Annotated in this window: 18 protein-coding genes and 1 rRNA gene; 4 read left to right on the forward strand and 15 right to left on the reverse strand. The window is 70.4% G+C overall.

The window, feature by feature from the left end; genetic code table 11:
* A 16S ribosomal RNA gene (locus tag ACXJ3V_RS11610) occupies window positions 1-94 on the reverse strand; the annotation flags it as partial.
* A 702-nt stretch (window positions 95-796) separates the two neighbouring features.
* Here ACXJ3V_RS11610 and ACXJ3V_RS11615 point away from each other — a divergent pair.
* Entirely contained in the window at window positions 797-2,074 is a 1,278-nt protein-coding gene (locus ACXJ3V_RS11615) for a CoA transferase (RefSeq protein ID WP_457100467.1), read from the forward strand.
* 47 nt (window positions 2,075-2,121) lie between these two features.
* Entirely contained in the window at window positions 2,122-3,255 is a 1,134-nt protein-coding gene (locus ACXJ3V_RS11620) for a flavin-containing monooxygenase (protein ID WP_457100468.1), read from the forward strand.
* Window positions 3,256-3,260: 5 nt separating this feature from the next.
* Here ACXJ3V_RS11620 and ACXJ3V_RS11625 read toward each other — a convergent pair whose 3' ends face one another.
* Window positions 3,261-4,097: a DUF4184 family protein gene (locus ACXJ3V_RS11625; protein ID WP_457100469.1), complete on the reverse strand. Its 837-nt coding sequence runs from the start codon at window positions 4,095-4,097 to the stop codon at window positions 3,261-3,263.
* 35 nt (window positions 4,098-4,132) lie between these two features.
* Window positions 4,133-5,443 (reverse strand): tyrosine--tRNA ligase, encoded by a 1,311-nt coding sequence (tyrS, locus tag ACXJ3V_RS11630; RefSeq protein WP_457100470.1) that lies wholly within the window; start codon window positions 5,441-5,443, stop codon window positions 4,133-4,135.
* Between the two features lie 129 nt (window positions 5,444-5,572).
* On the opposite strand from tyrS, the gene ACXJ3V_RS11635 reads away from it, so the two are divergent.
* The gene (locus ACXJ3V_RS11635) at window positions 5,573-6,187 is read left to right on the forward strand and encodes a hypothetical protein (protein ID WP_457100471.1); all 615 of its coding nucleotides are present in this window, start codon (window positions 5,573-5,575) and stop codon (window positions 6,185-6,187) included.
* A 12-nt stretch (window positions 6,188-6,199) separates the two neighbouring features.
* On the opposite strand, the gene ACXJ3V_RS11640 is transcribed toward ACXJ3V_RS11635, so the two are convergent.
* Entirely contained in the window at window positions 6,200-6,859 is a 660-nt protein-coding gene (locus ACXJ3V_RS11640) for a SatD family protein (protein WP_457100472.1), read from the reverse strand.
* A gap of 85 nt (window positions 6,860-6,944) precedes the next feature.
* Entirely contained in the window at window positions 6,945-8,375 is a 1,431-nt protein-coding gene (gene argH / locus ACXJ3V_RS11645) for an argininosuccinate lyase (RefSeq protein ID WP_457100473.1), read from the reverse strand.
* 81 nt (window positions 8,376-8,456) lie between these two features.
* Here argH and ACXJ3V_RS11650 point away from each other — a divergent pair, with 81 nt between their 5' ends.
* Window positions 8,457-9,296: a hypothetical protein gene (locus ACXJ3V_RS11650; protein WP_457100474.1), complete on the forward strand. Its 840-nt coding sequence runs from the start codon at window positions 8,457-8,459 to the stop codon at window positions 9,294-9,296.
* Here the strand turns inward: ACXJ3V_RS11650 and ACXJ3V_RS11655 are convergent.
* The 10 genes from ACXJ3V_RS11655 to pheS all read right to left on the reverse strand — a co-directional run bounded on the left by ACXJ3V_RS11655 (window position 9,293) and on the right by pheS (window position 21,627).
* Window positions 9,293-10,438: a heparan-alpha-glucosaminide N-acetyltransferase domain-containing protein gene (locus tag ACXJ3V_RS11655; protein WP_457100475.1), complete on the reverse strand. Its 1,146-nt coding sequence runs from the start codon at window positions 10,436-10,438 to the stop codon at window positions 9,293-9,295. The genes ACXJ3V_RS11650 and ACXJ3V_RS11655 overlap by 4 nt on opposite strands.
* A gap of 10 nt (window positions 10,439-10,448) precedes the next feature.
* Window positions 10,449-11,372 carry an ornithine carbamoyltransferase gene (argF, locus tag ACXJ3V_RS11660; protein WP_457100476.1) on the reverse strand — a complete coding sequence of 308 codons (924 nt, stop codon included), beginning with the start codon at window positions 11,370-11,372 and terminating at the stop codon, window positions 10,449-10,451.
* On the reverse strand, window positions 11,369-12,589 hold the full coding sequence (locus ACXJ3V_RS11665) for an acetylornithine transaminase (RefSeq protein WP_457100477.1): 1,221 nt from the start codon (window positions 12,587-12,589) through the stop codon (window positions 11,369-11,371). Before ACXJ3V_RS11665 ends, argF begins: the two co-directional genes overlap by 4 nt.
* Window positions 12,586-13,485, reverse strand: coding sequence for an acetylglutamate kinase (gene argB, locus ACXJ3V_RS11670; protein ID WP_457100478.1), 900 nt, complete (start codon window positions 13,483-13,485; stop codon window positions 12,586-12,588). Before argB ends, ACXJ3V_RS11665 begins: the two co-directional genes overlap by 4 nt.
* On the reverse strand, window positions 13,482-14,639 hold the full coding sequence (gene argJ / locus ACXJ3V_RS11675) for a bifunctional glutamate N-acetyltransferase/amino-acid acetyltransferase ArgJ (RefSeq protein WP_457100479.1): 1,158 nt from the start codon (window positions 14,637-14,639) through the stop codon (window positions 13,482-13,484). Before argJ ends, argB begins: the two co-directional genes overlap by 4 nt.
* Window positions 14,636-15,691, reverse strand: coding sequence for an N-acetyl-gamma-glutamyl-phosphate reductase (gene argC / locus ACXJ3V_RS11680; RefSeq protein WP_457100480.1), 1,056 nt, complete (start codon window positions 15,689-15,691; stop codon window positions 14,636-14,638). Before argC ends, argJ begins: the two co-directional genes overlap by 4 nt.
* 304 nt (window positions 15,692-15,995) lie before the next feature.
* On the reverse strand, window positions 15,996-16,973 hold the full coding sequence (locus ACXJ3V_RS11685) for an NAD-dependent epimerase/dehydratase family protein (RefSeq protein WP_457100481.1): 978 nt from the start codon (window positions 16,971-16,973) through the stop codon (window positions 15,996-15,998).
* A 179-nt stretch (window positions 16,974-17,152) separates the two neighbouring features.
* Window positions 17,153-17,902, reverse strand: coding sequence for a dienelactone hydrolase family protein (locus ACXJ3V_RS11690; RefSeq protein ID WP_457100482.1), 750 nt, complete (start codon window positions 17,900-17,902; stop codon window positions 17,153-17,155).
* 153 nt (window positions 17,903-18,055) lie between these two features.
* The gene (gene pheT, locus ACXJ3V_RS11695; RefSeq protein WP_457100483.1) at window positions 18,056-20,587 is read right to left on the reverse strand and encodes a phenylalanine--tRNA ligase subunit beta; all 2,532 of its coding nucleotides are present in this window, start codon (window positions 20,585-20,587) and stop codon (window positions 18,056-18,058) included.
* Window positions 20,587-21,627 (reverse strand): phenylalanine--tRNA ligase subunit alpha, encoded by a 1,041-nt coding sequence (gene pheS / locus ACXJ3V_RS11700; RefSeq protein ID WP_457100484.1) that lies wholly within the window; start codon window positions 21,625-21,627, stop codon window positions 20,587-20,589. Before pheS ends, pheT begins: the two co-directional genes overlap by 1 nt.
* Window positions 21,628-21,678: the final 51 nt, after the last annotated feature.

Here is a 21,678-nt window from a genome sequence, read left to right on the forward strand (position 1 = left end):
GATCCAAAGAGCAAGCTCTCCTTCACCGTTCGACTTGCATGTGTTAAGCACGCCGCCAGCGTTCATCCTGAGCCAGGATCAAACTCTCCGTGAAAGAAATGTGCTGCGACAAGACCGGAATAGGTCTTACCGAGCGAGTTTGATCTGACGATCGGATGCCATTGCTGACATCTCGTTTAATCTCAAAAGAATCTCACCGATCAACCGAAGCTGACCGCGAGGTTTTTTGGCAATTTGACAAGTGCACGCTGTTGAGTTCTCAAGGATCGGATGCTCCTGCTTTCAGGTCTCTCGACCGCCTACGCAGGGCAACTCCAATATTGTTCTTCGCTGTCGCATGTCGAATCGGCGCTTTTCGATCGGAATCGAAGCAGCCGGACAGCGTCTCACGAAGAGAGATCCGGTGCCCTGCGTTCCGGCTCTCAGCCAGTCGCGGGGCAACTTCTCTATCTTATCCCTCTCCGTCAGCTTGTCAAATCGGCTGTCCGGGACTGTTTAGCGTCTCCGGCAGCACTCTTCGACAGCTTCGAGGAGTGGGAACCTCCATCGTAGACCCGAAGGTCGACACTCTCAAGAGAGCTTCAGATGGGGGTGGTTCTCCACTTGAGGGGGGTGAGGCTCTCGGCCTCTCCGCTTCCCTGTGGGGCGAACAAGTAATAAGTTACGTGGGTTCTGGGGAACGGGCAAATCCTGGCCGCAGCCCGGGCGTGTCGCCTGCTTAGGTTGGCGGAATTCCGCGGTTCTGCGGGCGCACAGGCGCTTGGCACCACCCTTTGGCGCGCGTAGGTTCGCGGACATGGACAACTCGGCCGGCGTCGTCGTTCCCCTGCCGGCGCGCACGGCGGTCGCGGGTCTGGCCCTCAGGGCGGTGCGGGCGGCGTCCCGCAGCGCGGCGCTGCTCGCCGGCGCGAGCACGACGACGCTCAGCGCCGAGCGCATAGCGGTCGCGTACTCGAGCGAGCGGCACCTGCGCGTGGGCGGTCACTCCCCCGAGGCGTTCGCACCCCTTTCGGGCTTCTTCCGGACCGCGGATGGCTGGGTGCGCACCCACGGCAACTACCCGCACCATGCGGCTGCGCTGCGGCAGGCGCTCGCCCTTGATCCGGATGCCGACAAGGCCGCGGCCGCTGCGGCGCTGTCCGAGCTCGCGGCCGATGCGGCCGCGGCGCGCATCACGGCAGCGGGTGGCCTGTGCGTCGCAGTGCGAGGCGAGGCGCGCGATGTCGATGTGACCCTTCGACGGAGCACGCCCCTCGTCGGGACGACGCAGCTGGGGGCGGCCCCGCTGCGCGCGCTGACCGAGGGCGACACGTCGGCGCCGCTGCGCGGCATCCGGATCCTCGATCTGACCCGCGTGATCGCGGGTCCGGTGTGCACGCGCACGCTCGCCCTCCTCGGCGCGGACGTCCTGCGCATCGACTCGCCCCGGCTGCCCGAGCTCCCCTGGCAGCACCTGGACACCGGCCACGGCAAGCGATCGGCCCTGCTCGACCTCGAGGACGACACCGATCGCGTTCGATTCGAAGCGCTGCTGTCGTCGGCGGACGCGATCGTGCTGGGCTATCGTCCCGCCGGGCTCGATCGGCTCGGGCTGTCGCCCGGTGCGCTGGTGCAGCGGCATCCGGGTCTCATCGTCGCGCGGCTGTCGGCGTGGGGCGAACCGGATCGGCGTGGGTTCGACAGTCTGGTGCAGGCCGCGACCGGCATCGCGATGATCGAGGCGCGCGCGGACGGCGCACCGGGCGCTCTCCCCGCCCAGGCACTCGACCACAGCGCCGGCTACCTTCTCGCGGCGGCGGTGATGGAGCTCCTCGCGAAGCGCGCGGACGAGGGGGGCTCCTGGTTCGCCGAGACGTCGCTGCGGCGCGTCGCCGCCGAACTGCTCGGGATGCCGCGCACCGCCGAACCCGAGCAGTTCGCGCCGATCGATGCCGAGCCGCACCTGCAGACCTTCGATGTCGCCGGCACCCTCGTCACGACCACCGCGCCCGCGATCGACTACGAAGGCGGCCCGACGCAGTTCATCGCCCCGCACCCGTGGGGTTCGGACGAACCGGTCTGGCGCGCCGAGTGATCGACCGCCCGCAAGGCCGCTAGCGTGACCGCGGAGGTGGTGCCGCCGTGGACACCGATGTGATTGTTGTGGGAGCCGGACCAGCCGGGATGTCGGTGGCGGCGTGTCTGCGTGGACGCGGGATCGACACGCTGGTCCTCGATCGGGGAACCGCTGCCGGGGACTCGTGGCGCAGCCGCTATGAGCGACTGCATCTGCACACGCCGCGGGTTCAGTCCGCGCTGCCGGGGCTGCGGATCCCCGGCGGGTCCGGTCGGTGGGTGCCGAAGGACGACATGGCCGACTACGTCGCCCGCTACGCCCAGCACCACGGGATCGAGCCGCGATTCGGCACGGAGGTGCGCCGGATCGAGCGCGACGGAGCCGGCTGGGCGGTGCTCGATGGCAGCGAGCGCTGGACCGCGAAGCAGGTCGTCGTCGCCACGGGGTACAACAGCTCGCCGGTCGCCCCGCGCTGGCCGGGGCAGGAGGGCTTCGACGGCGAGATCCTGCACGCCTCGGACTACCAAGCCCCCACGGCCTATGCCGGGCGGAATGTGCTCGTCGTCGGCGCCGGCAACTCGGGCGCCGAGATCGCTGCGGACCTCGCCGAGGGCGGAGCGGCGCACGTGTGGCTCGCTGTCCGCACGCCGCCCAACATCGTCCCGCGCCAGCTCGGCCCCATTCCGACCACACTGATGTCGATCCCGATGGAGTACTCCCCCGCGTGGCTGGTCGACCCGGTGAACCGCCTCTTGCAGCGCGCGGTGCTCGGCGACCTGACCCGCTACGGCATGCCGGCGGCTCGCACGGGCCTCGTCGCCCAGGCGCGCGAGACCGGGACCACCCCGACGATCGACGTCGGCCTCGTGAAGCAGCTGCGCGCGGGCCGGGTCACTCCCGTCGCGGCGGTCGAGCGGTTCGTCGGGGGCGAGGTCGTACTCGCGGACGGCAGCAGAGTCTCTCCCGACGCCGTCATCGCCGCGACCGGCTACACGACAGGCCTCGAACCCGTGGTCGGACACCTCGGTGTGCTGGACCGGAGCGGGAGGCCTCTGGTCACAGGCCGTCGCTACATCTCAAGAGCGCCCGGACTGCGGTTCCTCGGCATGACAAACCCGCTCAAGGGTCAGCTGTTCCAGATCGGCCTCGACGCCCGCGCGATCGGGCGGTCGATCTCCAGGGAGCTGCGGGCAACCTGACCGGACTACCTGACAGAGGCGCGCACCCGCGTGCGCAGCACCTGCACCACGACCGCCAGTCCCACCGTGACCAGTCCCCACGCGGCGCACGCCTGCGGAAGCACCCGGTACGCCAGGTGCTGGATCGTGAACTCGGCATCCAGCGGGCCGTAGACGGCAAGTCCGATGATCCACGCCAGCGCGAGGAGCATCGGCAGTGACAGCCACCACGTCCACCGCACCCACGCGGGCAGCAGGCACGGAACGGATGCCTCGACCCGCCGTCGCCGCAGCCACACGACCGCCGACACCGCGAGAATCGCCAGCCCGGCGATGCTCGAGCCGTGCTGCAGCCACTTGTAGCCGGGGAGCGCACCCCACTGCTCGGCGAGTGCGGGGAACAGGTCGACGCCGCCGCGACCCTCGTGCGTGAACAGGTCCCACGCGATATGGCTCACCACACCGAGGGCGAGCGACACGACGAGGAGCACGACCGCCCGCCACGACACAGATCGCCGCTGCGGCTTGCCGGGCTCACGATCGGTGCGCACGCCGAGCGTGTCGCGCAGGGCGCCGGCCGCGCCGCGATCCCACTCCGCGGGCAGCCGGCCGGCGAGCCAGCGAGGGCTCAGCTCACGGGCAGCCGGACGCAGGATGCAACGCCAGGCGATCAGCAGCGCGAGGGCGAGCAGCACCGTCGCCGGCAGCCACGCCAGATCATGCGTGCGGCCGTACCCGAGCGGTGAGAACCGGACGAACAGCGGCAGGTCTGGTGCCATCGCGCCCACCGCGATCGCGGCCGGCACGAGCGGCGTCCGGACGAACGGAAGCGCGACGACCGCGTGGCTGGGGGTGAACGGCATCCGTGCCCTTCGGCAAGCTCAGGGGCCGGGGCCGCTCAGGGAGCAGGGGTGACGAACACGCCCGCAAGGGTCTTCTTGCCGCGCCGCAGCACCGACACCGAACCGGGCAGCGAACCGGACACCACCGCCGACTCGTCGGCGACCCGGACACCGTCCAGCGAGACTCCGCCCTGCGCGATCGCGCGGCGCCCCTCACTCAGACTCGACACCAGCCCCGTGTCCACGAGCGCCTGGACCACCGTCGTTCCGGTCGCCACGTCGGCATTCGGCAGTTCGTCGAGGGCGTGACGCAGCGTGACCGGGTCGAGCGCGGTCAGATCTCCCTGGCCGAAGAGAGCCTCGGATGCCGCGATCACGGCTGCCGCGGCATCCGGACCGTGCACGAAGCTTGTGATCTCGAACGCGAGCCGCTTCTGCGCGGCGCGACGGAAGGGCTCGGTGGCCACGAGCTGCTCGTACTCCTCGATCTGCGCGCGCGTGAGGAACGTGAAGATCTTGAGGCGCGGGACCACATCGGCGTCGTCGGAGTTGAGCCAGAACTGGTACATCCGGTAGGGGCTGCACATCTCGGGGTCGAGCCAGATCGCGTTGCCCTCGCTCTTGCCGAACTTGGTGCCGTCGCTGTTCGTGATGAGCGGGGTGCCGATCGCGTGCACCGAGGCGCCCTCTACCCGATGGATGAGATCGACGCCGCTCGTGAGGTTGCCCCACTGATCGGAGCCGCCCGTCTGAAGGACGCAGCCGTAGCTGCGGTGCAGCTCGAGGTAGTCGAGTCCCTGCAGGATCTGGTAGCTGAATTCCGTGTAGCTGATGCCGGCCTCGGAGTTCAGGCGCGCCGACACCGCGTCCTTCTTGAGCATCGTGCCGACGCGGTAGTGCTTGCCGATTTCGCGCAGGAAGTCGATGGCGCTGAGCGGCGCGGTCCAGTCGAGGTTGTTGACCATCCGGGCGGCGTTCTCGCCGTCGAAGCTCAGGAAGCGCTCGACCTGACCACGGAGGTAGCCGACCCACTCGGCGACGGTCTCCTTGGTGTTGAGCGTGCGTTCGGCGGAAGGGCGCGGATCGCCGATGAGGCCGGTCGATCCACCGACGAGTCCGAGCGGGCGGTGCCCGGCGAGCTGCAGCCGGCGCATCAGCAGGAGCTGGACGAGGTTGCCCAGGTGCAGGCTCGGTGCGGTGGGGTCGAAGCCGCAGTAGTACGTGATCGGACCGCCCGACAGCAGGTCGCGCAGTGCGGTCTGATCGGTGGAGACGTGCACGAGGCCGCGCCACACGATCTCGTCCCACACGTTCTCGAACGTCGGATCGTTGGCGGGCGCGGTCGCGGTCAGAGCGGGCGTAGACACGCGCTTCAGGCTACCAGCGGGGCGACGGATGCCTTGGCCCGTCGTGTACCGCGGGACGCGCGGGATGCCGAGGCCCGACACTCGGGCGGCCGCGCGAGCCGCGTAGCCGGCTCGTGCCACACTGGCGGCATGCTCCTGACGACCGACGCGCTGGTCACCGGCATTCTGTCGATCTTTCTGTTCCTCACGCTGTGYGGTGTGCTCGTGCTCATCACGGTGAGCCTGCGAAAGCCGACGACGATTCCGCTCGTGATCGCCACCAGCCTTCTGGTGCTCGCTCTCGTGGTCGTCGCGGTATCCACCGTGAACGTGCCCACGATCCTGGGCCTGATCGTCGCGCTCCTCGGGGTCGCGATCGGCGTCGTCGGCGGCAATCCGGTGACCCGCCGCGTGCTCGAGATCGCGACGCACGGACGCGTGCGCGAGACCGACGACGGCGGGATCGTCGTCCGCGGAATCCCGGCGGTCGGGGATGCCGCGGGTGCCCCTTCGGGCTCGACGGGCGATGGACCGGTGATCCTGCGGGGCGGGACTGTCATCGGCTATCTCGAACGGCTCGGCGCAGTCGTCGCGATCGTGGCCGGGTTTCCCGAGGCGCTCGCGGTGATCGTCGCGATCAAGGGCATCGGCCGGTTCTCGGAGCTCGCCTCGGCCGAGGCGCGCGAGCGATTCATCATCGGAACGCTCGCGAGCCTGCTCTGGGCATGCGCGGCGGGAGCGCTCGTGCGGCTCGCGATCTGGTGACCGCGGCGTGAGTCACCGGGTCGGCGCCGGTGCGCTCTCGAGTCGCAGGAGCCGGAAGCCCTCGATGACCGCCGACGCTCCCGAGGTCGCGAGCGCCTGAGATACGGCGGACTGGGTGATCCCCTCGGAGCTCGCGAGCTCGCGCTGCGTGATGCCGAGGCAGCGGCCGTAGGTCAGTCGCCGGGTGCGCTCGCTCATCGCCGCGACGAGCTGGTCGCGCGCGAGCAGGTACGAGTTCGCCATCCGCGCCTCGCGCTCGGCGGTCGCACCCTCTTCCGGTGCGGCGACGACCCAGGTGCGCGCGGTCGGGACGGTCCGCTGCTGCAGCGCGTGCACCTTGTCGATCGCCTCGCGCGCCGCCCACCACGCCGGGCCCTCCGGGATGTCGCCTGCGGCCGAGGGGATGTCGGCGACTTTCCCGACCCCGACGCCGAACCGGCACTCGATGCCGTCGGACAGGGTCAACTGCAGCAGCAGCAGCGAGCCGAGGGCCGCATCGAGCGTCGGATAGATTCCCTGCTGCTCATCGCCGACCGTGGGTCGCAGGGGCTGCTCGGCCAGAGGCAGGTCGTGCTCCACGCGAGCGATCGCCGCGTCCAGCACACGCTGGGCGGCCTCCCGGTCAGGCAGCCGACGGGAGCCGACGATGTCCGCAGTCACGGCGATGGTCATAACATCAGCCTAGCGCTGATATTGCCATAATATAACTCTATGACTGATATTCCGAGATTATCAGTGGGGGAAGCATCGCCGACGGCTAGAGCCCGAGCACGTGGGCGGCGGCCTGGGTGCGGGAGATGAGCTCGGCCCGCTGCTCGGCCACCCGCACCGGTGCGGTGCCCCCGACGCCGAGGCGGGAGGCGACCGAGCCCTCGATGGTCAGCACCTCGCGGACCTCCGGGGACAGCTCCGGGGATACCGAGGCGAGCATCGCGTCGGTCACCTCGTGCAGCTCCAGGCCCTGCTCTTCGCACAGCCGGACCAGCGACCCGGAGATCTCGTGCGCATCGCGGAAGGGCACGCCGCGCTTCACGAGCCACTCGGCGACGTCGGTCGCGAGTGAGAAGCCGAGGGGCGCGAGCTGCGCCATCCGCTCCGTGTCGAACCGCAGCGTCGCGACCATACCCGCGAAAGCGGGAAGCACGGTCTCGAGGGTGCGGATGGAGTCGAAGACGGGCTCCTTGTCCTCCTGCAGATCGCGGTTGTACGCGAGCGGGAGCCCCTTCAGGGTCGCGAGCAGTCCGGCGAGGTTGCCGATCAGTCGTCCAGACTTGCCGCGGGCGAGTTCGGCGATGTCAGGGTTCTTCTTCTGCGGCATGATGCTCGAGCCCGTCGAGTAGCCGTCATCCAGCCTGACGAACCCGAACTCACGGGTGTTCCAGATGATGATCTCCTCGGCGAACCGGGAGAGATCGATGCCGATCATCGCCGCGACGAACGCGAACTCGGCGACCACATCTCGTGCGGACGTGCCGTCGATGGAGTTCTCGGCCGGGCGCGCCAGGCCGAGCTCGTCGGCGACGAGCTGTGGATCGAGCCCAAGGGTCGAGCCGGCGAGCGCACCGCCGCCGTAAGGCGACACCGACGCTCGCACCGACCAGTCGCGCAGCCGCTCCAGGTCGCGCACGAGCGGCCACGCGTGCGCCTGCAGATGATGGGCGAGGAGGACCGGCTGGGCATGCTGCAGGTGGGTGCGCCCGGGCATGATCGCCCCGGGGTGGGCTTCGGCCTGCGCGACGATCGCGTCGATGAGCCGCAGCACATCGCGGGTGATCGTGCGGGAGTGATCCAGCAGGTACATCCGCACGAGGGTCGCGATCTGGTCGTTGCGGCTGCGGCCGGCGCGCAGCTTGCCGCCGAGCTCCGGCCCGACTTCGCGGATGAGCGCGGCCTCGAGTGCCCCATGGACGTCTTCGTCACTGGGAGCGGGATGCAGCGTGCCGTCCTGGATGCCGCGGGTCAAGGCATCCAGCCCCGCGTGCATGCCCTTCGCCTCGTCGGCGGTGAGGTACCCCGCGGCGGCGAGCGCCTTGGCGTGGGCGTGGGAGCCGGCGATGTCGTAGAGGGCGAGATCCCAGTCGAAGTGGGTCGAACGGCTCAGCGCCGCGAGTTCCGGCGAGGGCCCGGAGGTGAACCGCGCCCCCCACAGTGCGCCTTCGTTGGTGCCATCGGCCTTCGCATCGCTCACACCGACCACCCTACCTAGCCGATTCGGCAGGCCCGTGCGGTGCACACGTACCGCGGCACCCTCGTCGGCCATGATGTGATCATGAGCAGCCCCACCGGAGAGACGACCTCGCTCCAGCGCACCTACCGCTACCTCCGCATCGGCCTCGCCGGCACCGTCGTCGTCATCTTCGTGTCGGTCGCCGTCGCCATCCCGGTCGTGGGGCTGCTGCCCTCGATCAGCCACTACTTCTACACGCCCGCGCGCAATGGGTTCGTGGGCGCCCTCTTCGCCGGCTCCCTCGCGCTGCTCGCGCTCTCGGGCCGGCACGCCGAGCCGGTGCTGCTGGATGCCGCGGCCTTGGTCGCACCCCTCATCGCGATCATCCCCACCGAGATCGCCCCTGGGTCGGTGCCAGGCCTCGCCGATGGTTGTACCGACGCGTGTGTACCAGGGGCGTTCTGGCCCTCGATCAACAACGGGATCGCGACCTACCTCATCGTCGGGACGCTCGCGGTGATCGTCGCGATCGCGCTCCCTGGCTTCCGCCGGATCATTCCGGGAGGGCTGATCGCGATCGCCGTGCTCGCGGTCGTCGCGGTCACCTGGGGATTCTTCTTCGACGCGTTCGTCGCCTACGGTCACCTCGTCGCAACCGTCGTGTTCTTCGGCCTCGTCGCGGCCGTGTCGGTGGTCAACGCGGTGGGCCGGCGCGAGGACGAGTTCCCGCCCACCCGCGCTTTCCGGGTCTCGTACATCGTGCTCGCCGTGCTGATGGTGCTCGACCTCGGCGTGCTCATCCCGTCGACCGTCTTCGGCGGCGGCGCGGCGTGGGGCGTGCTGATCGGCGAAGCGTTCGCACTGGGGCTGTTCCTGATCTTCTGGCTGCTGCAGACGGCGCAGAAGTGGGATGACCCGGATCCGAGTCTGCGGGTCGCTTAGGACCCCGGCACCACCAGCCGCGAGATCCGGTCGGTCGCCGACTCGAGCGGCCCACGTCCGACCAGGAGCGCCCACGCGGTGCAGCCGATGAGGATGCCGAGCGTCAGCGGCCAGAGCGGCATCAGGGCGCGAAACGCGGACAGGTCGCCCGTGCCGCCCAGCGCCGCCGTCGCCCAGACCGCCCAGCTGAGCAGCTGTGCGGTGTAGGCGGTGAGCGGCATCCCGCCGAGTGCCCGCAGCGGGAGGCTGAGCCACACCAGGAACGTCCGGCAGAGCAGCAGGCAGACCGCGATCGCCGCCACGGCGAACCCGCCGGTGCCGATCACCTCGAGCACACCGCTCGAGTGCGGACGCGCGGTCCAGACCGCACCCCAGAAGGTCTGCGCCTCCGCCGCTTCACTTGCGCCGGTCACGACGTGGAGCCCGTAGCCGACCAGCATCAGGGCTGCGCCGGCTGCCAGCATCCGCAGCTGCACCTGCAGACGACGGATGCCGGCGCGCGCGACGCCCATGCCCGCCAGCAGGAATGCGATCCACACGGGGAACGGATAGTGCCAGCCGATCGCCCGGGAGATCGCGTCGCCGGCGAGTGTCTGCCAATACGGCGTCGCGTCCAGCCACACCTGCACGAAGGGCGTGACCACTGCGGTCAGCGCGGCGCCGATGAGGAGCGGTCGGGCGCCGAGACCGGTGAAGGGCACCGCGAGCAGGAAGAGGATGCCGTACGCCGGCAGGATGACGAAGACCGGCACCCCGGTCGCGATGAGCGCGACGCCCAGGATCCACAGCAGACAGCCTCGGACAGCGAGCCGCTGCCGCATGACTCGCAGAGCGGGCGCGTCGAGGACTTTCGCGCCGCCGGTGACGAGCCCGATGGACACTCCCGCCAGAGTGGCGAAGAGGATCGAGGAGCGACCGTCGACGATCGCGATCCACGTGGCGGGATCCGCCCGCAGCGCGGGGCGCGCGATCAGGTGCGCGGTGAACATGCCGATGATCGCGAAGCCGCGCGCGAGGTCGATCCCGGCGATCCGCGTCGGTCCGTTCAAACGCTGCCACGCGGCCGCGCGGCGCGACGGCGGGCCGCCCGGCGACGGCGGGGCGCCCCCCTCCGGTGACCGGGACGGGGCGCCGTCGCTCATCGTGGGTCGCTCAGTTCTGGCGGAGCAGCCAGACCAGGAGGGCCTTCTGCGCGTGCAGGCGGTTCTCCGCCTCGTCCCAGACGACGCTGCGGGGTCCGTCGATCACCGCGGCGTCGACCTCGTACCCACGGTCGGCGGGCAGGCAGTGGATGAAGATCGCCTCGGGCGCGGCAAGCGCCATGAGGTCCTGCGTGACCTTGTACTCGCCGAGGTCGCGCAGGCGGGCGAGCTTCTCCTCTTCCTTGCCCATCGACACCCAGGTGTCCGTGACGATGACGTCCGCACCGGCGGCCGCCTCGTTCGCGTCGGTGTAGAGCGTGACCGATCCCCCGGTGTCCGCCGCCCGCCGGTCGGCATCCGCCACGACGTCGTCACGCGGCGCGTACGCCTCCGGCGAGGCGACCCGCACGTGCATGCCCGCCGTGACGCACGCGAGGATGTACGAGTGGGCCATGTTCGAGCGCCCATCACCGAAGAACGCCAGCGTGAGGCCCTTGAGCTCGCCCATGTGCTCGCGGATCGTGAGCAGATCGGCCAGCAGCTGGCAGGGGTGGAAGTCGTCGCTCAGCGCGTTGACGACCGGCACGCGGGTGCCGCGCGCCATCTCCTCGAGGCCCGCCTGCGCGTAGGTGCGCCAGACGATCGCGGCGACCTGGCGCTCGAGCACCCGTGCCGTGTCGGCGGGCGTCTCCTTGCCGCCGAGCTGGCTGTTCGCCGTCGAGATGATCAGCGGGACGCCCCCGAGGTCGGCGATGCCGACCGCGAACGACACCCGGGTGCGGGTGGATGACTTGTCGAAGATCACCGCGACGGTCTGCGGCCCCTCGAGGGCCTTGACCTTCCACCGATCCTTCTTCACCTCGAGTGCGAGCTCGAGGATCTCGGACTGCTCGGCTTGGGTCAGATCGTCGTCGCGCAGCAGGTGCCGGGTCATGCCGTCACCTCCGAGTCGGCGTCGAGCAGCAGCGCGTGCTCGACGGTGTTGAGGGCCGCGCCGAACAGCTGGACGAACTCGTCGATCTCCGCATCGCCGATCGTGAGTGCCGGGACCAGCCGCAGGGTCTCGTCGTTCGGGGCGTTGATGATCAGGCCGTGCTCCTGGGCCGCCGCGACGATGGCCTTGGCGACCGGATGCCGCAGCGCCACGCCGATGAGCAGCCCCTGACCGCGGCATCCGCTCACCAACGGCGATTCGATGCCGGCGATCGCGGTGCGCAGCTGCGCACCGCGGGTTGCGGCGTTGGCGACCAGGGCGGACTGCTCGATCTCGGCGAGGACCGCCGAGGCGACGGCGGTGCCGAGCGCGTTGCCGCCGAACGTCGACCCGTGCGTGCCGGGGTAGAACAGCTCGCTGGCGTGGCCGTACGTGATGAGCGCGCCGATCGGGAACCCGCCGCCGATGCCCTTGGCGACCGTGATCGCATCGGGGGTGATGCCGGCGTGCTGGAAGGCGAACCACTCCCCCGTGCGCCCCGCGCCGGTCTGGATCTCGTCGACGATCAGCAGCGCGCCGTGCTGCTCGGTGAGCGCGCGCGCAGCCGCGAGGTAGCCCTCAGGCAGCTCGACGACGCCCGCCTCACCCTTGATCGGCTCGACGAACAGCGCGGCGACGCGATCGTCGAGGGCAGCTTCGAGCGCCTCGATCGTGGAGTCGATGAACTCGACGCCCGGGGTCATCGGCAGGAACGGCTCCTGCATGTACGGCTTGCCGGTGAGGGCGAGCGTCCCCATCGTGCGGCCGTGGAAGGCGTCGGTGAGGGCGAGGATGCGCGGGCGCTCGGTGCCGCCGTGCAGGCGGGCGAGCTTGAAGGCGGCTTCGTTCGCCTCGGCGCCGGAGTTGCCGAAGTAGACGCGGCCGGAATCKCCCGTGCCGGCGAGGCGCTTGAGCCGCGCCGCCAGCTCGAGCTGCGGCTCGGTCGCGAAGTAGTTCGAGACGTGCGCGAGCGTCGCAGCCTGCTTCGCGATCGCGTTCACGAAGACCGGGTGTGCGTGCCCGAGCGAGTTCACGGCGATCCCCGCCAGGAAGTCGAGGTAGCGCCGGCCGGCGTCATCCCAGAGATAGGCGCCCTCGCCGCGCGTGAACAGCGCCATCCGGTCGCCGAAGCTCCGCACGAGATCGCGCGACGCGGAATCCCTCCATGTCGTCGTCATCCGACCACCACCTCCGTTCCGATTCCTTGACTTGTGAAGATCTCCACGAGCACCGAGTGGGGCACGCGTCCGTCGATGATCGCCGCCGTCGGGACCCCGCCTTCGACGGCGTCGAGGCAGGCCTGCATCTTCGGGATCATGCCCGACTCGAGCGACGGCAGCATCGCGCGCAGCTCGGTCGAGGTGAGGTGCGAGACGAGCGAGTCGCGGTTCGGCCAGTCGGCGTAGAGCCCGGGCACATCGGTGAGCACCACGAGCTTCGCGGCGCCGAGCGCGGTCGCGAGGGCCGCGGCCGCGGCATCCGCGTTCACATTCAGCGAGTGGCCAGGGTGATCGAGGTCGGGGGCGATGCTCGAAACCACCGGGATCCGCCCAGCGGCGATCTGGTCGAGGACGGGCTGCGGGTCGACCTCGACGACATCGCCGACGCGGCCGAGATCGTGCTCGACGCCGTCGACGGTGACCCCGCGGCGACGGCCGCCGAAGAGGCCGGCGTCCTCACCCGAGAGGCCGGCCGCCAGCGGTCCGTGTGCATTGATTTTGCCGACCAGCTGCGGGTTGATCTGCCCGGTCAGCACCATCCGCACGACCGAGATCGCCTCGGTGCTGGTGACGCGATACCCGCCCTTGAACTCGCTCGGGATCGCGAGCCGGTCGAGCATCGACGAGATCTGCGGGCCGCCGCCGTGCACCACGACGGGCTTCACCCCGACGTACCGGAGGTAGGCGATGTCGGCGGCGAAGGCATCCTGCAGCTCTTCCGAGACCATCGCGTTGCCGCCGTATTTGATCACGACGATCTGGTCGCGGAAGCGGCGCAGCCACGGGAGGGACTCGATGAGAGTCGCCGCCTTGCCGCTGGCCTCGTTCGGATCGGTCTCTTGGATCTCGGTCATGAAGAGTAGGCGCTGTTCTCGTGGACGTAGTCGTGGGTGAGGTCGTTGGTGAGGATCGTGGCCACAGCATCGCCGACCTTGAGGTCGATCACGAGATGGGTGGCACGCGGGGTCAGGTCGACGTCTTCGCGGGGACGGTCGGGCCCGCCCGCGCTGCACACGCGCACGCCGTTCATCCACACGTCGACGTCGTACGGGTCGAATGCGGCGTCGGTCGTGCCGATCGCCGCGAGCACCCGGCCCCAGTTCGCATCGTTGCCGAAGATCGCCGCCTTGAAGAGGTTGTTGCGGGCGACGCTGCGACCCACATCGACCGCGTCGGATTCGGATGCCGCGTGCACGACCTCGATCGTGATGTCGTGGCTTGCACCCTCGGCGTCGCCCTGGAGCTTGCGGGCGAGATCCGCGCAGACGGCTGTGAGGCCGGCTCGGAAGTCCTCCGCGCTCGGGGTGACGCCCGATGCGCCGCTGACGAGGAGGGAGACCTGGTCGTTCGTCGACATGCAGCCGTCCGAGTCGAGCCGGTCGAAGCTCACGGTCGTCGCGGCGCGCAGGTGGACGTCCGCCTGGGCGGAGTCGATCACGGCGTCGGTCGTAATCACCACGAGCATCGTCGCGAGGCCGGGCGCCAGCATCCCGGCTCCCTTCGCCATGCCGCCGATGGTCCAGCCGTCGCCGTGATGCACCGAGGTCTTCGACACCGAGTCGGTGGTCATGATCGCCCGCGCCGCGTCGTCGCCGGCATCGGCGCTGAGCGCCCCGATGCCCTGCTCGACACCGGCGAGCACCTTCGCGCGGAAGACCTCGTCACCAGTGCCGATGAGGCCGGTCGAGCAGACCAGGATGTCGCCGGCGCTCACGTCGAGCAGTTCGGCGGCCTTCTCGGCGGTCTGATGCGTGGTCTGGAAGCCGAACGACCCGGTGAAGCAGTTCGCACCGCCGGAGTTGAGCACGATCGCCTCGACCACGCCGTCCTGGATCACCTGCTGCGACCAGATGATCGGGTTCGCCTTGGCGCGGTTGCTCGTGAAGACCGCCGCGCCCACCTTGAGCGGACCGCGGTTCACCACCACGGCGACATCGGGCTTGCCGCTCGACTTCAGGCCGACGGCGACGCCGGCCGCTTCGAAACCATGGGGCGCGGTGACGGTCACGGCGCGACTCCGTTCACGGTGAGGGCGCGGCCTTCTGGAAGGCCCAGCGCGATGTTCATGGACTGCACGGCGGCGCCGGCCGTGCCCTTGACGAGGTTGTCGAGCGCGGTGACGACGACCACGCGGTTCGCGTCGCGATCGATCGCGAGCCCGATCAACGCGGTGTTCGCACCGACCACATCGGCCGTGCGCGGGAAGTCGCCGGCCGGCAGGAGATGTACGAAGGGCTCGTCGGCGTACGCCGCGTCCCACGCATCGCGGATCTCGGCGTCGGACACCCCCGGCGCGATCGGCGCTGTCGAGGTGGCGAGGATTCCCCGCGCCATCGGCACGAGGACGGGCGTGAAGGAGATCCGGATGCCGTCAGCGGGCGTTGACGGGCTAGCCGCAGCGAGCGCCTGGCGGATCTCGGGGATGTGCCGGTGCGAGCCGCCCACGGCATACGGGTTCGCCGAGCCGAGGATCTCGCTGGCCAGCAGGTTCGTCTTCAGGCTCTTGCCGGCACCAGAGGGTCCGACCGCGAGCACGGTGACGATGTCGGACGGGTCGATGACCCCGGCCGCGACACCCGGCGCGAGGCTCAGGCTGACGGTGCTGGCGTTGCAGCCGGGAGCTGCGATGCGGGATGCCCCGACCAGCCGTTCGCGCTGCTTCGCACCGCCGACCAGCAGCTCCGGGACGCCGTACGCCCACGGCTCATGGAAGTGCCCGCCGTAGAAGCGGTCCCAGTCGTCCGCCGACTCGAGCCGGTGGTCCGCGCCCGCATCGATGACGAGCGGGGCCCCGGCCAAGGCATCCGTGTACTGCCCGGACTGCCCGTGGGGCAGCGCCAGGAAGACGATGTCGTGCCCCGCGAGGACCTCCGGCGTCGTGTCGCCCAGGGTCAGGTGCGCGAGCGAACGGAGGTGCGGCTGGTGCTGGCTGAGGGGCTGCCCGGCGTTGGAGTGCGCCGTGACGGTGCGGATCTCGACGTCGGGATGTGCGGCGAGGATCCGGAGGATCTCACCGCCCGCATAGCCGGATGCGCCGGAGACGGCGACCGAATATGTCATGGATTCCACCTTACGGTCTGGGTTGCTTCGAAGAAGCTCAGCAGGGGCCGGAGACGGCGACACCCGCAGGCGCACCCGGAGGGGTGCCGCGCAGGGTCGCCTAGAGTCGGCGTCCGCCCAGACGTCGGCGCGCGGGAGCGACGCTCACGAGGAGCGTGGCGAGAGGCGTCGCGGCCGAAGGCATGCGCCGACGATAGCGCCCGCGGAGGAGCGTTGCCAAATCGGACGCGACGGACCGCCGCCGCCGAGGGCGGCTCGGAGTGGTGCCGAACGACCGTGCCGCGGCATCCGCACTCGATCGTGGTCAGGTGAGCTCGGCCAGCAGCGCCAGCTCTTCGGACCGGGACAGGCCCGAGCGGCGCTCCCGATCGAGCCCCCGCGAGCGCTCGTCCGCGAGCGTGCGCACGAGGGTCTCGCGCAGCGGGCGAAGCCGGCCCCCGAGGATCCGGTAGGCCGCGTTCGAGCGCGACCAATGGCCGACGAGCTCGCGCGGGAGCCAGAGGGGCAGCGAGCGCGGCCCTGCCCAATGCGACACGCCGCGAGCCGCGAGCCATGCGTCGGGCGCCGCGACCACGGTTCCGGTGTGACCGGCGACGGCACGGGCATCGGCGAGCACCGTGGCCAGCGGCATCCCGCTTCCGACGGCATTCGCGATTCCCGTCCACCGCTCGCGTCCCATGGCGACGATGAAGTCAGCGAGATCGTCGACGTCGATGACCGAGACGCCGATGCCCTGCGGTTCGGGCGTGAGCACAGGTTCATCGCCGGCCAGCGTGAAGCGCGCCACCCAGTAGCCGAATCGATCGCTCTGGTCGCCGGGACCGACGATCAGGCCCGGTCGCACGATGGCCGCGCGAAACCCGAGCGCGGAGCGAACGGATGCCTCGGCAGCGACTTTCGCGCGGCCGTAGTCGTACTCGTCGCCGGGCCGGGCGGGCTCGAGGAGTGCCGCGGTCTCATCCGCGTTGGGGGTGTCACTGTCGGCGTAGACCGAGATCGTCGAGATGTACGTCCAATGCGCGGCGCGATCGGTCAGTGCGGCGACGGCGGATGCCGCGTGGGCGGCGTCCGACGAGATGTCGACGACCTCGTCCCAGCCGCGGGCTGCGACCGCGTCGTACGCGCCGGGCAGGTCGCGGTCCGCCGTGACGAGCCGCGCACCGTCGGGAGCCGACCGTCCGCCGCGCGCGAGGCACGTCACATCGGCGCCATGCTCGACCCAGCCGCGTGCGACGCGCCCGCTGAGCCAGCCGGTGCCGCCGAGGATGAGAACGTCCGTCATGACCCCATGACACCAGACCACTCCGCCGGGCGCATCCTGTTCCGCCGCCGGCGGAACGCGCCATCCGCCGGGGGCGGCGGGCCCAACTGCGGGGCTATCGTCCGACACGCCGGGAGACGGATGCCGCGGCACGGCGTGTCGGCGATGATCCCCGCAGTTGGGTACGGCGGGCGGACCGGCTAGCGGTGCGCGACCCGATCGTCGAGGAACGCCAGGACGCGCGGCCAGGCCTCGGCCGCGTGGGCGGCGCTGAAGCGGCTGCCGGTGTCGTTGAAGAAGGCGTGCTGCGCGCCGGGGTAGACGACGGCCTCGAAGTCGACGCCGGCATCGGTCATGGCCGTGCGCACGGCGGGGAGCGCATCCATGAGCGCGGGATCCTCGGACCCGTACAGCGCGAGGACGGGTGCGTGGATCTTCGCGATCTCAGCGGGTGCCGGTGCCGTGCCGTAGAAGGGCACCGCGGCACGGACGCGAGGGTCAGCGGCGGCGAGCGCGAAGGAGTAGGTGCCCCCGAAGCAGAACCCGGTGACCGCGATGCTCTGGCCGATGCCCGGCTGTGCCTCGAGCCAGTCGACGACCCCGCGCAGGGCGCCGACCGCCCACCCCGCGTATTCCGGCGCCCGCAGGCCGGTCATGGCATCGCGCAACTTCGGCTGCGCCGCGGTGCGGACCTCCTCGTCAGGGTCGTTCACGAGCGCGAACAGCTCTGCGCCGAGGTGTGGTTCGACCCCGGCCGTGCTGAGGATGTCAGGCGCGACGACGAGCCAGCCCTGCTCCGCGAAGCGATCGGCCACATCGCGGATGTGGTCGACCAGACCCCAGATCTCGTGGATCACGATGAGCCCGCCGACGGGCTCGCCGTCGGGCCGGGCGATATACGCGTCGAACGCGGTGCCATCGGGGGCGGTCAGGGCGATCGTCTGCGACACGGCTCTCCTCGGGGTCGGGTTTCTCACCCTACGCCGCTGACCCCACGGGCCGGGGGCGGACCCAACTGCGGGGCAGTCATGCGACACGCCGGACGATGGATGCCTCGGCACGGCGTTTCGCCGCGCATCCCCGCAGTTGGGCTCGCCGCCGGGCTACTCGCGGAGAGTCGCGCCGAAGCGCTCCTGCGTCACGGCGACTCCGGCGAGCTTCGCCTCGGTCGCCTCGGCCGCCGTCAGGGTGCGGTCGGGCGCGCGGAAGCGCAGGGCGAACGTCAGGCTCTTCGAGCCTGACGGCACCCCGGCGCCGCGGTAGTCATCGACGATCCGGACGGACTCGAGCAGTTCGCCGGCGCCTTCGGTGAGCGCGGCCTTGACCGCGGCTGCGGGCACCGCCGCGCCGACCACCAGCGAGACGTCCTGCGTCGCGGCCGGGAACGTCGAGAGCGTCGCGGCCGTGACCCGCTCCCCCGCGAGCGAGAGCACGAGGTCGAGATCGAGTTCGGCGACGACGACGCGACCGGGAAGATCGGATGCCTCGCTGACAGCGGGCAGCAGCTCGCCGACATACCCGACCTCGGTCGCGCCCACGCACAGCACACCGGTGCGGCCCGGGTGCAGGGCCGCCCGTTCGGTCTGGGCGACGTCGATGGACACGCCGGCGGCGCCGGCTATCGTCCGCACCGCGTCGAGCGCATCGACCAGGTCCGCGGCGACGCCCGGCTGGCCGGGCTGCTTCGCGATGCGGCTGCCGGTCAGCAGCACGGCGACATGCTTGTGCTGCGGCGGGATCGAAGCATCGAGCTCGGCGAGGGTCGCGGCATCCGGTCGCACCGCGAGGGGCGGGACGAACGAGGTGCCGTACTGAACCGCAGGCTCGGGGAGGAAGACCGAGCCGGTCTCGAAGAGCGCGAGATCGGTGAAGCCGCGCGACAGGTTGCGGTGGGCGGTCTGAAGCAGCCCAGGGATCAGCGAGCGGCGCAGGAACGGCGCCTGGCCGTCGAGCGGGTTCGCGAGCCGGATCGACGGGAGGTGCTCCCCCGTTGCCGAACCATGCAGGTCGTTCTGCTCTTCGGTCGTGAAGCCGAAGGAGGGCACCTCGACGAAGCCGGCGGCGGCGAGCGCGTTCGCCACGCGACGACGACCGTGCTGCGCGGGCGTGAACCCGCGGCCGGACGGCGGTGTGGGCAGGATCGACGGGATGCGGTCGTAGCCCTCGATGCGGGCGACCTCTTCGGCCAGGGTCCACTTGTCGGTCAGGTCGGGCCGCCACGACGGCGGGTGCACCGACCAGTGGTCGCCGGCGTCGTGGACCTCGCAGCCGATCATCTCGAGCGCGGCGACGATCTCGTCCGTCGTGTAGTCGACGCCGATGAGGCCCTCGACGAAGCCGCGGGGCAGATCGATGCCCGCGATCTCGACGGTCGCGAACAGCGCACCGCCCACCTCGGTGTCGAGGGTGCCGCCGGCGTGCTCCACCATGAGGTCGGCGACCCGGCGAGCGGCGACGAACGGCACGAGCGGGTCGACGCCGCGCTCGAAGCGGCGCGAGGCTTCGCTCGGCAGCTTGTGCCGGCGTGCGGTGCGTGCGATCGAGACGGTGTCGAAGGTCGCCGCTTCGATGAGGACGTTGCGGGTGGTGCCGCTCATCTCGGTCGCTCCGCCGCCCATCACGCCGGCGAGGCCGATCGGGCCGGACTCGTCGGTGATGAGGAGGTCTTCGACGTCGAGCGTGCGCACCTTGCCGTCGAGCGTCTCGAGCTGCTCGCCTGCGGCAGCGCGGCGGACCGTGATGCCGCCCTGGAGCTGGTCGAGGTCGTACCCGTGGATCGGCTGCCCGAGCTCGATCATCACGTAGTTTGTGATGTCGATCAGGATGCCGAGCGATCGGATGCCGGCCAGCGTCAGGCGGGCGACCATCCACGAGGGCGTCGGCTTCGTGGCGTCGACGTCGCGCACGATGCGGACGACGAATTCGGATGCCCCGACCCGGCCGCGGATCGGATTCTGGTCGTCGACGGCGATCGCGAAGCCGGCGACCGGTTGCTCGAGCTCGCCCCACTCCCGGTCGCCCGGGTCGCGGTAGGCCGCGCCCGTCGCGTGCGAGTACTCGCGGGCGATCCCGCGGATCGACAGGGCGTAGCCGCGGTCAGGGGTGACGTTGACATCGACCGCGACATCGTCGAGGCCGAGCAGGGCGATGGCGTCGGTGCCCACCGGGGCGTCGAGGCCGAGCTCGACGAGCCGCAGGATGCCGCTGTGCTCTTCGCCGAGGCCGAGCTCCTTCGCCGAGGCGATCATGCCGTCGGAGACATGGCCATACGTCTTGCGCGCCGCGATCGGGAACGGGCCGGGGAGCACTGCCCCCGGCAGTGTCACGACGACCTTGTCGCCGGCGAAGAAGTTGCCTGCACCGCACACGACGCCGTGCACGGCCGGGCCACCATCCGCTGCGAGCTGGCCATCGGGCGCGACCTGCACCTGGCACCAGCGGATGGTCTTGCCGTTGGACTGGGGCTCCTCGACGAACTCGAGCACTTCGCCCACGACGATGGGACCCTGCAGGTCGAAGCGGAAGACGTCCTCCTCTTCGAACCCGACCGACACCAGTGCCGCGAGGACGTCCTCGGGCGAGGCATCCGCTGCCAGATCGACGTACTCACGCAGCCACGAAAGCGGGACGCGCATCAGACCACCATCCCGAACTGCTCGCTGAAGCGGACATCGCCCTCGGCCATGTCGCGCATGTCCTGCACATCCGAGCGGAACATGAGGGTCCGCTCGATTCCCATCCCGAACGCGAAGCCCGAGTACACCTCAGGGTCGATCCCGGCCGCACGCAGCACGTTCTGATTGACCATGCCGCACCCGCCCCACTCGATCCACCGCGCGCCGCCCTTGAACGTCGGGTGCCAGAGGTCGAGCTCGGCCGACGGCTCGGTGAAGGGGAAGAAGTTGGCCCGGAACCGGGTCTTGGCCTCGGCGCCGAACAGAGCTCGGGCGACGTGGTCGAGCGTGCCCTTGAGGTGCGCCATCGTGATGCCCTTGTCGATCACGAGCCCCTCGAACTGCGAGAAGACCGGAAGATGCGTCGCGTCGAACTCGTCGGTGCGGTAGACCCGCCCGGGGCAGATCACGTAGATCGGCAGCTCGCGCTCGAGTGCCGACCGCACCTGGACGGGACTCGTGTGGGTGCGCATCACGAGGTGGCGGTCGACGGGGTCGACGAAGAAGGTGTCCTGCATCTGCCGCGCGGGATGGTCGACGTCGAAGTTCAGCGCGTCGAAGTTGAACCACTCGTGCTCGAGCTCGGGCCCCTCTGCGACCTCCCAGCCCATGCCCACGAAGATGTCGCCGACCTGCTCCTGGAGGAGGGTGAGCGGATGCCGCGCCCCGACGCGCGCGCGCTGCGCGAGTGCCGTGATGTCGAGGCGCTCCGCCTCGAGCCGGGCGGCGCTCTCGGCCGCGGCCAGCTCCTCCTCGCGGGCGACCAGCGACTGGGTCACGCGGCCCCGGGCCTGACCGATGAGCTTGCCGAACTCCGCCTTGCGCTCGGGTGCGACATCGCGCAGCCGGGAGTTCAGCCGGGCGAGCGGCGAGCCCTCGGCGGTGTGCGCGGCACGCGCGGACTTGAGGGCCGCGGTGTCGGCGGCGGCGCCGATGGCGTCCAGGGCGTCCTGGACCGCGGCATCCACCGCCTCAGGGGTGATTTCGGGAGCGTCAGACACGAGAGTCGAGTCTACCGACGACCCGCCGGTCAGCCTGTCGTGCCTGCGGTG

The sequence above is a fragment of the Microbacterium sp. P5_E9 genome (assembly GCF_054049175.1).